General features: G+C 61.3%; 13 protein-coding genes. 3 read left to right on the top strand and 10 right to left on the bottom strand.

Annotated features, from left to right (window positions below; all coding sequences use genetic code 11):
* The 4 genes from IB265_RS27105 to IB265_RS27090 form a co-directional block, all read right to left on the bottom strand.
* Window positions 1-1,701 (bottom strand): metallophosphoesterase, encoded by a 1,701-nt coding sequence (locus IB265_RS27105; protein WP_192495387.1) that lies wholly within the window; start codon window positions 1,699-1,701, stop codon window positions 1-3.
* Entirely contained in the window at window positions 1,694-2,314 is a 621-nt protein-coding gene (locus IB265_RS27100) for a dual specificity protein phosphatase (RefSeq protein ID WP_058321398.1), read from the bottom strand. Before IB265_RS27100 ends, IB265_RS27105 begins: the two co-directional genes overlap by 8 nt.
* A gap of 61 nt (window positions 2,315-2,375) precedes the next feature.
* Window positions 2,376-3,215 carry an inositol monophosphatase gene (locus tag IB265_RS27095; RefSeq protein WP_058321397.1) on the bottom strand — a complete coding sequence of 280 codons (840 nt, stop codon included), beginning with the start codon at window positions 3,213-3,215 and terminating at the stop codon, window positions 2,376-2,378.
* 85 nt (window positions 3,216-3,300) lie between these two features.
* Window positions 3,301-3,777, bottom strand: coding sequence for an Lrp/AsnC family transcriptional regulator (locus IB265_RS27090; RefSeq protein ID WP_058321396.1), 477 nt, complete (start codon window positions 3,775-3,777; stop codon window positions 3,301-3,303).
* A gap of 126 nt (window positions 3,778-3,903) precedes the next feature.
* Here IB265_RS27090 and alr point away from each other — a divergent pair, with 126 nt between their 5' ends.
* The 3 genes from alr to IB265_RS27075 are packed head-to-tail and all read left to right on the top strand — an operon-like array spanning window position 3,904 to window position 6,727.
* Window positions 3,904-5,037: an alanine racemase gene (alr, locus tag IB265_RS27085; protein WP_192495386.1), complete on the top strand. Its 1,134-nt coding sequence runs from the start codon at window positions 3,904-3,906 to the stop codon at window positions 5,035-5,037.
* A gap of 27 nt (window positions 5,038-5,064) precedes the next feature.
* A complete protein-coding gene (locus IB265_RS27080) occupies window positions 5,065-6,315 on the top strand; it encodes a D-amino acid dehydrogenase (protein ID WP_192495385.1) in 1,251 nt (416 codons plus the stop codon).
* Window positions 6,316-6,349: 34 nt separating this feature from the next.
* A complete protein-coding gene (locus IB265_RS27075; protein WP_057249326.1) occupies window positions 6,350-6,727 on the top strand; it encodes a RidA family protein in 378 nt (125 codons plus the stop codon).
* 97 nt (window positions 6,728-6,824) lie between these two features.
* Here the strand turns inward: IB265_RS27075 and IB265_RS27070 are convergent, their stop codons facing one another.
* The 6 genes from IB265_RS27070 to IB265_RS27045 all read right to left on the bottom strand — a co-directional run bounded on the left by IB265_RS27070 (window position 6,825) and on the right by IB265_RS27045 (window position 14,395).
* Window positions 6,825-7,523: an alpha/beta fold hydrolase gene (locus tag IB265_RS27070; RefSeq protein ID WP_192495384.1), complete on the bottom strand. Its 699-nt coding sequence runs from the start codon at window positions 7,521-7,523 to the stop codon at window positions 6,825-6,827.
* Window positions 7,524-7,651: 128 nt separating this feature from the next.
* Window positions 7,652-8,923 carry an SGNH/GDSL hydrolase family protein gene (locus tag IB265_RS27065; protein ID WP_309140480.1) on the bottom strand — a complete coding sequence of 424 codons (1,272 nt, stop codon included), beginning with the start codon at window positions 8,921-8,923 and terminating at the stop codon, window positions 7,652-7,654.
* 7 nt (window positions 8,924-8,930) lie between these two features.
* Complete coding sequence (locus tag IB265_RS27060; RefSeq protein ID WP_192495382.1) at window positions 8,931-9,680, bottom strand: SDR family NAD(P)-dependent oxidoreductase; 750 nt, start codon at window positions 9,678-9,680, stop codon at window positions 8,931-8,933.
* Window positions 9,681-9,696: 16 nt separating this feature from the next.
* Window positions 9,697-12,021: a DUF4962 domain-containing protein gene (locus IB265_RS27055; RefSeq protein ID WP_192495381.1), complete on the bottom strand. Its 2,325-nt coding sequence runs from the start codon at window positions 12,019-12,021 to the stop codon at window positions 9,697-9,699.
* A 64-nt stretch (window positions 12,022-12,085) separates the two neighbouring features.
* Window positions 12,086-13,654 (bottom strand): extracellular solute-binding protein, encoded by a 1,569-nt coding sequence (locus tag IB265_RS27050; RefSeq protein WP_192495380.1) that lies wholly within the window; start codon window positions 13,652-13,654, stop codon window positions 12,086-12,088.
* A 39-nt stretch (window positions 13,655-13,693) separates the two neighbouring features.
* Window positions 13,694-14,395, bottom strand: coding sequence for a carbohydrate ABC transporter permease (locus tag IB265_RS27045; RefSeq protein WP_246806054.1), 702 nt, complete (start codon window positions 14,393-14,395; stop codon window positions 13,694-13,696).
* Window positions 14,396-14,547 lie beyond the last annotated feature (152 nt).

Below are 14,547 nucleotides of genomic sequence, written 5' to 3'. Positions count from 1 at the left end.
TCAGGCCGCCTCCTCTTTCGCGGACGCGTTCTCAATGCGGATGCGAAGACCGCCAGCCTCGGCGCGATCGAGGAAGGCGTCAAACGCGCCGAAGAAGATCGAAAGGAACCCGTCCGTCGAGCCATCCCAGCCGCTTTCCGGAGGGCGCCCAAACCGTTCAGCGAGTGCGCGATAAAGCCAAAGGCGTGGCGCGGGAATTTTGTCGAGTGCAAGCACCGCGGCCTGCCGCAGGCAATACCAATCGGCGATCAGTTCGAGCATATCGAGGCGAGCCAACTGACCGGCATCTTCGAGCGGGCATGCCGCGACCACATCTGTTATCGTGCCGGGACCACCGAGGCGTTCGCAGACACCTTCGACAGTGAGCCCGGAAATTTCGTCGACGACTTCCTTCGGCCATTCCTTCGGGAAATAGCGGTGCTGGACCAGAGCACGCTTGTGCGCCTTCAGGAGCGCTCCGTAGTCAGACGGATCAAAGGCGGGATCAAGGTTTTCTTCCAGTTGCGCCATTTCGCGGCGATAGCCGTGCAGGATGCGCGGATCGACAGCAGTGGAATACAGTTCAATAGTTTCAACCAAGAAATCCGATGCGGATGACTCGACGACCTTGAAGGCTGGTGGAAAGGCCACCAGCGACGGCACGGCAATATTGGTGAGCTGCCGACCGCCCCGTTCTCGGCGTGTGACGCCCTCGACATGAAGATGTCCGCTGAAATGCACCGTCATCCCGCCGTCGATGAGCACTTCCGCGACGGCCTCGCGTGGCGTCCTGCGGGCAATGTTGGTCTCGCCGAAGAGCACGCCTTCGGCTCCCGTTGCGCCGTCGAAGGGGTCGAGCACCGGGTAATGCGAGAAGGCAAGAAGCGTTTTGCCGAGCCTCCTGGCCCGCGCCGATACCTCGGCGATCCACTCGATGATGAACGCCTTCAGCCTCAACAGTGCGTTCCAGCCGGCGCCGGTACTGTCGACGAAGGCGGCCTCGCCGCCCTCCTCGAACGTTCCGTCGCGCGGCTCGAACACGTTGGCATCGATCATCATCAGCCAGAGGCCGGGCGCCGGCTCGACCAGATAGGAAGCGTCCATCAGCGTGTAGCTGTTTCGGCCATCGGGGGATGAAACCTGATATAGCCGGTCCTCGGCCTTGTCCGATGTGCCGAACGGCGTCTCCCAATGGATGTCGCCGGGCCTCCGGAAGTATCCGAACGCGGCCATGGGGGCGAGACCCTTCGGATATCCCTCACAGTACATCAGCGGCGTTGCGTACGTGCCAGGGCCAGCCTTCTCGCCGTCGCTCGTGACAATGACCCTCGCGGCGTTCGCACCAAGGAACTGCTTCGTGTGATGGCGCCCCTTCGGGCCGAAGATGTCGTGGTTGCCGGGAAGCGCATAGAAGCGCGTATCGTGCTCGCGTTCGTGTCGCTCCAGGATGGCGCGCAGCCGTTCGGTGGTTTGCCTTTGGCCGTCATCCGTGTAGTCGCCGAGAAGGACGACATGCCGGATGTCGCGCCGAACCACCTCCGCAAGCGCCTCGTCCAATGCCTTCGCACTCTCGTTGAAAACGCGGGTGGATTCGCGGGTATCGGCCCAGCTTCTGATGGCAACCCTCTCGCCATCGACCTCGATGGCGGGAAATTCGAAGTTGCCCTCAAGATCATGAAAGTGAGCATCGGCAATGACGGCGATCCGCGGCAAATCAGCCATTGGAATTGACCTGCGCACGGGATGTTTCGACGAGATCGATCCAGGCGGAGGCACGCCTCGCCGCTTCGTACAGCATGGGCTTCGGCGTCTCGAACCATTCGTCCGGCCTCAGTTCGCGGTGCTCCCGGATGTGGGCGACTGCGGCGTCCAGCGTTGGAAACAGATGCGGCTGTTGCTTGTGCAGAAAAAGCGCCACCAACGATACGGAGCGACTTCGCCCGCCGCGGCAATTGACCAGAATGTTGCCGCCGTCGACGAAGGGGTAGGTTGAGCGTTTCGGCATCGTCTGGCGCAAAGCGCCATCGAGAATGTAGTAAGCGCCGAGCATCATCGTGTCCGGGCTGCCGTCGCCGTCAATCATGCCGAGCTTGTAGTAGCGTATGTCGGCGTAACCACTCGCACAGAGGTCATCGTTGACTGCAATTTCCTCTTCGCGCACCAGATTGATATCCAAGTTGACCGCGCAATTGACGACGATGGTGATCCCGTGGCGCTTGAGCAGATCCATGTCGCGCGCGCCGTCGCTACCGCCGATATAGAGATCGGCGCTGTGCGGTCCGAGCCCCTTTGCGATCAGACTGATTGCGGGGCGCGCGTATACCGGTGCATTCATTGGTGTTTCCTTCTAGGGCGGCGAACGCGTCGTTCGGCCGGTGATCCCGCCATTCGTTGTTTCAGGCCGATTGAAGCGCAGCCGTCATTTCGCGGGCGCTGACCGGAATGCCCGAAGCCTCGCTCACACCAGCGGCGATGGCCGGTGTCGACGCAAGCACCGGCCCTCCCTCCTGAAGGCTGCCGATCTCCATGAAGGGGCACACGACGCCGCCCGCTTCGGCCACGAGCAGGAGCCCGGCGAGACAATCCCATGAGTTCATATGCAATTCCACATAGGCGTCCGAGCGCCCGTCGGCAACATAGGCAAGCGCAAGTGCGCCCGACGCGCCGCGTCTGACATTGGCTCCTTTGGCGAGCATCCGCCGCATGGTTTCGAGGTAGGCCTCGTCCGGCACGCGGCGTGACCATCCCATTTCGATGGAGGCCGCATCGAATGCGACCGTCGACGAGATGCCGATGGGCTTTTCGTTCAATGTCGCTCCAGCCCCCCTTCGACAGAAATAGAGTTCGTCCTGAGCGGGATTATAGATGGCGCCGATCTCTGCCCTGCCCCGCTCCACATAGGTGATCGAGATGCAGAAATGCGGAATCCCGCGCGCAAAATTGGCAGTGCCATCCACCGGGTCGACGACCCACATGCGCTCGGCGATCAAGCCGCCGCCTTCCTCCCCCAGAAATGCATCGCCCGGGAAGTGTGTCGCAATCGCCTGACGGATGTGAGCCTCGGACGCAGCATCGGTCTCGGTCAGAAAGTCCTGAGGGCCCTTCAACGAGAAGCCGCGCCTGAAACTCTCCTTGAAACCGGCGAGCACCAGCTCGCCGGCGGAGCGAATGACGTCCCGACATAACGACGCTCGCCCTGCGAGATCATTCGAATAGCGCGGATTTTGAACGTTCATCAGTGGAACTCCATTGCACACGCGTGCACATTTGCACGCGTGTGCACGGCGCGCAAGCAGAATCTGCGCCGCCGCCTCGTCGTCTCTACGGCCGCATGGGGCGCTTAGTACCGGTTCGCGTCGCGAGCACGTTACGGATCGCAAAACTCGAATGTATTCGCGAAACACCGGGAAGAGCCGAGAGGATTTCCTTGTGAATGCGCTCGAACTCACCGGCATTGGCGACTTCGACGCGCAATAGATAATCCGATCCGCCCGTCATCAGGAAACACTCCTTTATTTCGGGGTGCCTGCGTATCGCAGCCTCGAAGCGGTCGAGGTAATCTTCCGTCTGACGATCGAGCGTGATGTTGATGATCACGGCGATGGTGGCCTCGACGTTCGATGTGTCTACCAGCGCGGTGTAGCCGCGGATAACGCCGGCCTGCTCCATCAGCTTTATGCGCCTGAGGCAGGCCGATGGCGAAAGGCCGACTTCGGCGGCAAGGCTCGCGTTGCTGCGCCGGGCATCGAGACGAAGCAGGCGAAGAATGTTGCGGTCTATCGCATCAAGTGCGGCCATTGCAGATTATTCCAATTTATCATCGTTTCTTTCAATGAACATGATTTGACGCAACGATCAATCATTCTTTCCTTGGCAATTTCACGATCGTTTCACTAATCTCCCGGCAACATGGGGGAGGCTGGAATGGACGCGGCAATACAGGCAAGAAGGCAAGGTACGGCGACCGCCATGGGCGGCGCATCGGGCTATCTGACCATCGATCTAGGGGCCATTGCTCGCAACTATGAAAAGCTGGCGGCTGAGGTAGCGCCTGCGCGCGCAGCCGCAGTCGTCAAGGCGGATGCCTATGGGCTCGGCGCCAATCGGGTCGCCGCCAGGCTTTACGAACATGGTTGCCGTCACTTCTTCGTCGCCCAATTTGTTGAAGCCCTGCGCCTGCAGCCAAGTCTCGCCGCGGACGCGACCGTCTACGTGTTGAACGGCCTCCAGCCCGGCAATGAAACTGCCTGCGCCGAGCATCGCATCGTGCCGGTCATCAATTCGCTGGAGCAGTTGCAGCGCTGGAGCGAGACTGCGAAGGCGCTCGGCGGCAAGCTGCCGGCGGCTCTGCAATTCGATACCGGCATGTCTCGCCTCGGCGTTCCACCGGCAGAACGCGCCGCCGTTGCTAGCCTGCTGGCGGCAAGCGGCGGCATTGATGTCCAGTTCATTATGAGCCACCTCGCCTCCGCCGACGAGGCCGAGAACGAGCAGAACGGAAGCCAGCTCGCCGAGATGAACCGCATCACGGCCGAATTCCCCGAGTTCCACCTTTGCTTCGCCAATTCGGGCGGCATCTTCCTCGGCAGGCCCTATCACGGCGTACTTGCCCGTCCCGGCATCGCACTCTACGGCGGTGCGCCGACCGCCAACCAACCCAATCCGATGGAACCCGTCCTGCGCCTCGATGTGGCTATCGTGCAGACCCGCACCGTGCCTGCCGGCGCGCGCGTCGGCTACAGCGGCACCCATATTGCCGCGGGAGAAACCCGCCTCGCCACCATTGCCGCCGGCTATGCCGATGGCCTGCCGCGCAGCCTGAGCGGCCGGGGCGCGGTCTATTGCGACGGCATTCGCATGCCGATCGTCGGCCGGGTCTCGATGGACAGCATCACCATCGACATCTCCGCTTTGCCGGACGGTCGCCTGCATCTTGGCAGCCTTGTGGAAGTGCTCGGCTCCAATCAGGCGCTTGAAGACATTGCGCGCGACGCCGGTACCATATCCTACGAAATCCTGACCGGCCTCGGCCAGCGCTACGAGCGGCAATACCGCTGACCCCTTCTCTTCTCCCGTGAGGACACCATGAAAGTTATCGTTCTCGGCGCCGGCATCATCGGCGTGACCTCGGCCTACCAGCTTGCCAAGGCAGGACATGAGGTGACGGTCATCGACCGTCAGCCCGGTCCCGCCCTGGAGACGAGCTTCGCCAATGCCGGCGAAGTCTCTTTCGGCTACTGCTCGCCCTGGGCCGCGCCCGGCATTCCGATGAAGGCGATGAAGTGGCTGTTCATGGAGCATGCACCTCTGATCCTGCGCCCGAAGGTCGACACCGCCATGCTGTCGTGGATGGTGAGGATGCTCTCCAACTGCACGTCCAAGCGCTACGCCATCAACAAAAGCCGGATGTTGCGCCTCGCCGACTACAGCCGCATCTCGCTCGCCACACTGCGCGCAGAGACCGGCATCACCTATGACGAGCGGATGCAGGGCACGCTGCAATTGTTCCGCACGCAGCAACAACTCGATGCGTCCGGAAAGGACGTCAAGGCACTCGCCGCCGACGGCATTCCCTACGAGGTATTGGACCGCGACGGCTGCATCCGGGTCGAGCCGGCGCTGAAGCATGTTCGCGAAAAGATCGTCGGCGGCCTGCTGACGCCGAAGGACGAGACCGGCGATTGCTTCAAGTTCAGCAACGCGCTTGCGAAAAAGGCTGAAGAACTCGGCGTGCGCTTCAATTATGGCAGCATCATCCGTGGCCTCGACGTCGAGGGTGGCCGCATACGTGGTGTCGTCACCGCGCACGGAACGCTGCAGGGCGACGCCGTTGTCGTGGCACTCGGCAGCTTTTCGCCGCTGCTCGTCAGGCCGCACGGCATCCGTCTGCCGGTCTATCCGGTCAAAGGCTATTCGCTGACGATCCCGATCATCGACGCGTCGCGCGCGCCGGAATCGACTGTGATGGACGAGACCTTCAAGATCGCCATCACAAGGCTCGGTGATCGCATCCGCGTCGGCGGCATGGCCGAAATCTCCGGCTACACCAACGATCTCGGCGAGCCCCGCCGCCTCACACTGCAGCATTCTGTCACCGACCTCTTCCCCGGCGGCGACGTGTCGAAGGCGAGCTTCTGGTCGGGCCTTCGCCCGATGACGCCGGATGGCACGCCGGTCATCGGTGCGACGAGGGTCGCGGGCCTCTATCTCAACACCGGTCACGGTACGCTCGGCTGGACGATGAGCTCCGGTTCGGCCCGGGTGATCGCCGATCTGGTCAGCGGGCGCAAGTCTGAGATCGACGCAACCGATCTCGCAATAGCTCGCTACGCTTAAGCAGCTCTCTTAATCACTTTCGAGGAAACAAATCATGATCCAGGAAATCCACACAAACGACGCGCCGGGCGCCGTCGGCCCTTTCTCCCAGGCGATCAAGGTCGGCAATCTGCTGTTCGTCTCCGGCCAGCTGCCGATCGATCCGGCAACCGGCGAATTCAACTCGGATGACGCGATCGCGCAGGCCGATCAGTGCCTCAAGAACCTTGCCGCCATTGCGGCCGCCGCCGGCACAAGCCTCGCCAACACCGTCAAGACGACGGTCCTTTTGACCGACCTCGGCAACTTCGCCGAAATCAACACGGTCTATGCCGGCTTCTTCTCCAAGCCGTTCCCCGCACGCGCCTGCTACGAAGTCAGCGCGCTTCCAAAGGGTGCAAAGGTCGAGATCGAGGCAGTCATTGCGCTCTAAGCGCCTCGGGTAGCAGACGTCAATCAAATGGGCGGCCAACACCACCGCCCAACCTCTCCAGGCATGGCGCGGCTTGATACCACGCCAACAGCGCTCATCAGTATCCGGCGCGTTGTTGTTCGAGCCATTCCCCTATCACGGCGGCGAGGCGCTGCGGCGCCTCCATAGGAACCATGTGTCCGGTGTGTTCGATAATTTCGAAGTCTGAGCCGGCGATACCCTGCTGAAGCTCAAGCGCTTCGGTTCGAGACCTCAATCGGTCCTGCTCTCCCGCGATGACGAGAGTTGGACACCGGATCGTTTTCAGATCATCCCGTTCGTCTCGTCGGTCGATCAGCGACTGCCTGCGAAAGACGTCGCCGCCCAATCGCTGCCCTGCCGCCTGGATGCGTGCAACGATGTCCACCCGCTCGGCATTGTCAGGGTGCAGCGACGAGACCACAGCCGTCCTGCTCAGCCCCTTGAAGACGGCACTGCCCGCCTGCCCGGCGATGGCGGCCTTCCGGTTAAGCTCAACATCGCTGTCGCCGCGTGCGGATGTTGCGATGAGGATAAGGGCGGTTACCCGGTCGGCAGCGTGCCGGACGATTTCCCGAGCCACGTAGCCGCCCATGGAGAAGCCGAGCAACACGAACTTGGACGGCGCTTCCGACAGAGCACGGCGAGCCATGGCCGGTATGGAAGCATCCTGCGAAAGATCGGCGTATGTGGCAGGGCCAAATTCGCTCAGTGCGGGAACCACGTCACGCCAAAGATCGGCGTCAAGCATGAAACCCGGAACCAGAAGCATCGCCATATTTCGCCACCTCGCCGTGCACGTTGAGTGACGGTATTGGAAGAAAGGGGCGAGTCGTCAAGGAAGGACCTCGCTTCGAGCCAAAAGCCGACACGAGGAAATTTAGTTCGGGATCCCCCCACAGTCGGCTATTCCGGCCACATGACCTGACGCAGCTCCGGGCGTGAAAACCGTATGCTTGCCGGTTGCTTAGACCGACCAACCTGTAGACTGAGCCCAAGCCGGAGATTTTGCGTCGGCGTCTTCAGCTTGATCGGGGGTGTCCTCAGCGCGCCAGACCACGCCTCCCTTGGAAAGGGTGCGAGGTTTCCGTCGCCGAGATCGAACGGAGCGAGCGCTTGCGACATCAGGCCCTCCGCCGCACCATCCTCCAGGATCAGCGAAATGTCCCGCCAGCCATCGTGTGCGTCGACTTCCACCTCGACGCTCGCCTGCACCCAGGCGCCCGCCGGCAGCGGATTGACGAAACCGTCCGGCAGGATATGCACGAAGCACTCTCCGCCCGCCACGTCGATTTCCTGCCAGTTTGCCACGCGGTCGGGCTGGCAGATGATCCGGCTTGCAGTCGTGCGACCGCGAGAAACGGCCAGTCCATCGGCCAACGGTCCGTGCCCGGCAAGAAGCGGATTGGGCAGAATGTTGCCGAGCGGGTTGTTGACGGCATCGAAACGATCGTCCTGTGCCCAGATGCGAGGAGCGGACGGCGCAAGAAAGCCACGAAGATAAGCTGCCAATGCCTTGCCGACCGCATAACCGCCCGGAACCGAGAAGTGGGTGCCGTCGTCGGAAAAACCATCGTGTGGCGCGCCATCGGCGGAATGCGGATCCACCCAGACACTATTCCAGTCAAAGACGTGGCATTGAGGTCTTCTCGCCGCAAAGGCGAGGCTCTTCTGGTTGATCCAGTGTGCCTTTGCCCGTTCCGATCCGCCGGCGACCCATTTCTGCGTGCCGCGCGCCAGGATCGGCAGCAGAATCACATTCTTTCCCGTCTCGAGCAGCCGATCAACGATTGCCTCGCGGATCGACTGGATGACCTCCTTTGTCTCCACCATCATGTCGTTCGTACCGGCGTCGACGATGATCAGGTCAAAATCGAGTCTCAACACCTCTTCCAGACGCTGTTCGATGTCCCGGGCCTTCTGACCCGAGACACCGGCGTTCAGCCCACCGAAACCGCGGGTGACGCCGACCCTGCCGCTCGGCTCCCATCCGGGATGCACGCGCGAATCGTGAAACACCGTGACATCGAGCTGGCCGCCGGACAGAACCTCCGCCCATGTTGCCCAGCCTCGGGCGCAGGAGTGGATATGCCCATCGCCCGCGTGGTGGTTCTGCTGGACGAGCGACGTGCCGAGAAGAGCGACACGCTTGCCATGGATCGGAAATCGCGCTGTCACAACCATGTCAGGAAAACAACGTGCCGCCGTTTACATCGTAACAGGCGCCGGTGATGAACGACGCCTCGTCGGAAACGAGGAAGGCGACCAGATTGGCGACCTCCTCCGACTTGCCTTCACGCTTGACCGGCGTTGCGGCAGCAACACGTTCCCGTACCTCCGCTTTGGTGAACGTGTCGTGGAATGTCGTGGAGATCATGCCGGGGCAGACGGAATTGACGCGGATCCTGGGTCCGAGCTCCTTTGCGAGTCCGCGCGTGAAGGTCATGACCGCCCCTTTCGAGGTCGCATAGGCCAGCGCACCCGGGCCACCACCATCGCGGCCGGCCTGCGAGGCAAAGGTGACGATCGAGCCACCGTCGGCCATAACCAGAACGGCCGCCTTGGATGCATTGAAGAGCGACGTGAGATTGACGTCGATCACTTGCCGGAAGAATGCCTCGTCCATGTCCTGCAAAGTCTTGCGGGCCAAGAGTCCGCCGGCGACATGCACAAGCCCATCGAGCCGGCCGAATTCGCCGACCGCCTTGTCGACGGCAGCTTGCGCGTCGGTTGCCACCGTCATGTCGGCCTTGATGGCGATCGCCTTGCCACCGGAAGCGGCTATCGCCTTCACACAATCTTCGGCGCCGGCCGCGGAGCCAAAATACGTGATCGCGACCCTCGCGCCCTCGCTGGCAAGCCGCTCGGCGCAGGCTTTCCCGATGTCGCGGCCGCCCCCGGTTACCAAGATGACCTTGTCCTTCAATCCGTTCATGACGTTTCCTTTCCAATCAGAAATTCTTGGGAATGATGATGCGCAACTGGTTGTCGTCGACATCCGTGAAATAGAGGTCGGCGCTGAAGCCCTGGTCGTCGACGAAGTGGAAAACCCGCCGCGGTTCGCCGAGAGCATAGGGAACGAGAAGTGTCACCAGCGTCTGCTTGGTGGACGCCGGAAGCGTCGCCTCGATGTGATATTGCCTCGGCAGACCTTCGATCTCAGTCGGATCAACGTCCTCGAAGCCTTCGACCATGCTTAGCTGCGGCGGCCCGGCGGTCGAAAAGACGAACTGACCGTAGAGCCCTGCCCTTTCGCCCGTCAGGCGAAAGCTATTGCTCCCTACCTCCAGCGGATGGGCGGAATGGAACAACCATTTGAGGGGCTGTGGCTCGGCGCATTCGACGCGATCGACAATCACGAGAAAGTCGCTGCTGGCAAAATGGATGTCACGCTCGACCCTCAGGACGAGCGGATTGCTTGCCCGATAGGCGGCCGTGGCATCGCCGCTGATGAAGACATGCGTCGGCTCCTCGCGCACTGCCGTGATCCGACCTCCCGCCTTCTTGCCGATCGCCTTGTCGCCTTCGGCGTATTGCCCCCTGTCGCCTATGAGGATGGCATTCTTGGACATGGTCTGCCGACGCCAGCGGCGATGCATGGTCGAGTTGAAGGCGACATAGTAGCCGCTCTGGATCGCCAGATCCTCGCCAAAGGCATAGAGCAGGAAGGCGTTCTGGTCGCCGTGACTGTGGCTCAAGGACCCAAACGGGCTGCTCTTGAACAGGAACTGGATGTGGCGATCGGGATCGTCCATGTGCTTCTGGATCGCGACCCAGCCGATCTCCCTGAACCATTTGACCGGTGGCAGGTCGACAGGCGCCTTTGCCTCGACTTGCGGGTAATCGTGCCGATAGACCAGTTCGTCGAAATTGAGGTCCCACCAGCCGTAGTTATAGAATTCCATGGCGGTACCGGCGGCATCCGCCTTCAGCCGCTCGAAATACCATTGGTAATGGGAATTGCCGGTGACGCCCGCAAACTGGCGGACGTTGTAGCCGACCTTCAGGCCGGGCGGATCACCAAGGGTGGAATCGTCTCCGAAGCAGGCCCGCTTCGTACCCGGTGCCTTGGTGTAGAGCGGGAAGTCGCCCGTCTTCTGAAAGAACGGACGCCGGTAGAGATCGACCTTCAGGAAGTTTCGGATGAGATTGGCCGCCTCCGTCAGATAGGCGATCCCGGTCATCCAATAGTGTGGGCCTTCCGCCCAGCCGCCGTCCTTGTCGCCCCAGGGCGAGTAGAGGGTGAACAGAAACTCGACCGTATAGTCCAGCCAGCCCTCGGCTTCCATTTCCTCACCGACCAACGAGATGCAGGCGGCCGTCAGCGCGGCCGAAAGCGAGCGCACCGCGTGGCTGTCGTATGGAAAAACGTGAATGCGCGCACGCCAGAGCACGTGGTCGGCGACCTCGCGTGTGCGCGCCAGGAGCACGCCACGCACCTGCTCTCGCTCACCCTCGTCCAGATGGTCATGCAGCCAATCGTAGCCCCAGGCGAGCGCAGTCACCACCCGGAACGCCGCCTCGTCGTTATAGGAGCGCGCCGTTGCGCCTTGCGGGTCCCAGCCTGCGACGGACAGTAGCCACTCCTTGGCCCACGCAATTATGTCTGCGTCATTAAGGATGACGCCGGCAATCGCGAGGTGTCGAACGGCATAGATCGCTTCCTGGCAGTCAATATACATCTGCCGCCAGAGCTTGGCGGTGCGCACATTGTCCGGGTAGCGCGCAGGCTCAGCGATCGGGTTGTGCGAAAGCCACGGCTGAACGGAGTTGCTGAAGAATGTCTCCCAACTGCTGTGGTCAGGATCCTGGCGCAATCTGTCGCGAAAGTCGGCGACGCCATCCGGATTGAGCCACAGGCGGGGGTGGCGAAGGTCCAAGTTCTCGCGCCGTGCCGTCGCGCGCGGCAAAGCCGTTTCGGGCAGACCCGGCTCGAGCGTGAATTCACGGACGCGGCTCCATTCGGAGGCGACGCGCTTTGCAGCACCGTCCCAGAGCGCAAACGACCAGCAATAGGAACCGGGCTCGAATGCTGTATCCGGCGTGAAGAAGTTCCAGGCGAGATTGTCGAAGACCAGCGTCCGCTCGGGCGGAAAACCCGGATCGCTGGAAACCCGCAACACGTAGCGCGCATCGTCATTCAGGGCCGGGAGCCAGCTGAAACGGGGTGGGTTCTCGATACAGGCGTTGCCGGTCGGCTGATAGCCGATGGTCAAGGTACCGGGTTTCGGCTCATCGAGATATTGCAGGCGGAGTGCTTCAGCGGGTTTGGGCATCGAAATGACGTCCTTTGGATTCGTGATGGAGGCGGGCGCGGACCAGCCGCGCCCGATAATCGAATCAGTTCTTTCCGTATTGGCGGTCATAGGCCGCCTGCATCACCTCGTTGACCTTGGCGTAGCCAAGCTGGTCGAGGCGGGCCACGTAGCCGTCCCATGAAGTATCAACATCCTGGGCTCCGAGGACCCAGGTCTGCTGCATTTCCATCATGTAGGTAAGCAGGCTCGGCCAGTGCTTGTCGTAAACGGCGCGCTCTTCGCTGTTCATCGAGACGCCGGTGAACTCCGGCTGCAGAAGCCCTGGCTCCTTCTCGTACATGGCGATCCCGTCCAGGGCCATCTTGTTCGTCCATTGCTCCTCGGAGGCGTAGGCGGCCCAATAGCCACGCGGCACGCCGGCACCGATTTCCCACATTTGAGCGTTCACCGGCTTGGGATTGTGAAGGACAGTCTCCTTGTAGACGGGCTTGCCATCGACCATGTCATAGGTCTCGCCCTCGATGCCCCAGTTGGACAAGATCCGGCCCTTTTCGGAGAACCAGAAGTCGAAGTATTTGATCGTTTCGACCGGGTGCTGGTTCGAATAGGAGATCGCCCAGCCTGCCGGCTGAACGGTCGCACGGCGGCTGTCCTCGAAGCGCCTCCCGGACACGTTCTTTGGCGGCAGCATCGGCGCGAAATCGATGCCCGGAACACTGTCTTTCAGAGCGTCGGTGTAGTTGGACGTGCTGGCGAACCAGTCGTGCGTCATGCCCCCGATATTGTTGCCGAGCATGTATTCACGCACGCGAGCGCCACGGGTGAACACCTCCGTGTCGATCAGGCCTTCCTTGAACCACTGCGCGACCTTGGAAATACCGGTCCTGTAGTTCGGTGTCGTCCAGGGATGCACAACCTTGCCGCCTTCGATCATGAAGTCGCCATAGCGTTCCGAGCCGGACACACGGGCATCCCACATGTTGATCAGCCGGACCGCTTCGATCGGCTCGCGCGCGAAGTACGGAACTTCATCTTTCTTGCCGTTGCCGTTCGGGTCCTTCTCGCGGAAAGCCTTGAGAACGGCATAGAGTTCATCGACATTTTCCGGGACCTTCAGGCCAAGCTTGTCGAGCCAGTCCCTGCGGATGAACCAGGCCCGGGAAAACTCGCCCTCAGGCACGTAGGGGATGAAGTAGATGTGCCCGTCGGGCGCGCTGATTGCCTGGCGAACGATCGGATGCTCGTCGAAGAATTTCTTGAGGTTGGGGGCGTTTTCCTCGATCAGATCATCCAGCGGCATGAAGGCACCCTCCATGCCGTAACGAATGAAATCGTCCTTCAGCCCGCCGGTGACGTCGCCGCCAACGATGTCCGGCAGGTTGCCGGACGCCATTAGCAGGTTGAAGGCATCCCGGCTGTTGCTTGTGGCGAGCGACGCTACGTTCTTCACGTGGATACCGGTCCACTCGGACGCCTTCTTCTCGACAGGCCAGTCCTCCGTGTAGACGTATTTGTCGCGGAAATGGAAATGGATCGTCAGCTCGAGCGGGTCGTCTGTAATCTTCGTCGCGGCGTCTTCGGCATAGGCTGCGCCGGTTTGCAGCAACACGAAGGTGGCGAGCAGTGCCAACGCATCTCGAATATATCTCATTCCATTCTCCTCCTTAAACAGAACTGACTGAGACGGCCGTTATTCTTTCACTCCGCCAAGGGTGATGCCCTTGTTGAAGTATTTCTGGATGCTTGGATAAATGAGCAGCACCGGAATGATCGAAGCGATCATGATCGCCGCGGTGACGGTCTCGAACGAGTAGCGAGACGTCAGCAGGCTGCTTGCGAACTCGTCGTTAGCGGTAAGATCGACGATGATGCGCTTGAGGTAGAGCTGAAGCGGGATCTTCTCCTCGCCCCGCAACAGCACCATGGCCCAGAAGTAGCTGTTCCACCGGGAAACGATGCAGAACAGCGCGACCGTGATGATCGCCGGTTTGGACAAGGGGATGAAAACCTTCCAAAGCAGTTGGAACTCGCTGGCGCCATCCATCTTGGCGGCTTCCTCAAAGGACTTCGGCACGGCCTCGAAGAAGTTGCGCAGCAGGATGACGTTGAAGGCATTGCAGGCAAACCCGATGATGATGCCGAAGCGCGAGTCGAGCAGCCCGAGATCCCGCATGTTCAGGAAGAACGGGATCATGCCGGCGTTGAACCACAGGGTGAACGCCACCATCAGGTTGAGGATCTTGCGGCCCCGAAGCCGCGGGCGCGACAGCGCATAGGCGCCGGGGATCATGATCGCGAGGCTGACGGCCGTGCCGCCGAAGGTGTAGATGAAGGTATTTGCCGTAGGCGATCCAGAAGAGCCGATCCGAAAGAACGAATTCGTAGGCGGCAAGTGTCAGGTCCTTCGGCAACAGCACGACCTGTCCCGAGGTGACCGCCGCACCCGATGAGATCGACACCGACAAAAGGTAGATGAACGGGTAGAGCGTCGAGAGTACGAAGAGCGCGATCAGGGTCGCGTTCGCATATCCGAAGATCCGGTCG

This window comes from Ensifer sp. ENS10 (assembly GCF_014852025.1).
GTDB lineage: Bacteria > Pseudomonadota > Alphaproteobacteria > Rhizobiales > Rhizobiaceae > Ensifer.
This window is presented reverse-complemented; position numbering and strand designations above follow the sequence as displayed.

Excerpts from the sequence above, each read along its gene's own strand:
- IB265_RS27055 (WP_192495381.1), bottom strand. The coding sequence starts at position 12,021 with ATGCCCAAACCCGCTGAAGCACTCCGCCTGCAATATCTCGATGAGCCG.
- IB265_RS27095 (WP_058321397.1), bottom strand. The coding sequence starts at position 3,215 with ATGAACGTTCAAAATCCGCGCTATTCGAATGATCTCGCAGGGCGAGCG.
- IB265_RS27105 (WP_192495387.1), bottom strand. The coding sequence starts at position 1,701 with ATGGCTGATTTGCCGCGGATCGCCGTCATTGCCGATGCTCACTTTCAT.
- alr (WP_192495386.1), top strand. The coding sequence starts at position 3,904 with ATGGACGCGGCAATACAGGCAAGAAGGCAAGGTACGGCGACCGCCATG.
- IB265_RS27050 (WP_192495380.1), bottom strand. The coding sequence starts at position 13,654 with ATGAGATATATTCGAGATGCGTTGGCACTGCTCGCCACCTTCGTGTTG.
- IB265_RS27060 (WP_192495382.1), bottom strand. The coding sequence starts at position 9,680 with ATGAACGGATTGAAGGACAAGGTCATCTTGGTAACCGGGGGCGGCCGC.
- IB265_RS27070 (WP_192495384.1), bottom strand. The coding sequence starts at position 7,523 with ATGGCGATGCTTCTGGTTCCGGGTTTCATGCTTGACGCCGATCTTTGG.
- IB265_RS27080 (WP_192495385.1), top strand. The coding sequence starts at position 5,065 with ATGAAAGTTATCGTTCTCGGCGCCGGCATCATCGGCGTGACCTCGGCC.
- IB265_RS27090 (WP_058321396.1), bottom strand. The coding sequence starts at position 3,777 with ATGGCCGCACTTGATGCGATAGACCGCAACATTCTTCGCCTGCTTCGT.
- IB265_RS27100 (WP_058321398.1), bottom strand. The coding sequence starts at position 2,314 with ATGAATGCACCGGTATACGCGCGCCCCGCAATCAGTCTGATCGCAAAG.
- IB265_RS27075 (WP_057249326.1), top strand. The coding sequence starts at position 6,350 with ATGATCCAGGAAATCCACACAAACGACGCGCCGGGCGCCGTCGGCCCT.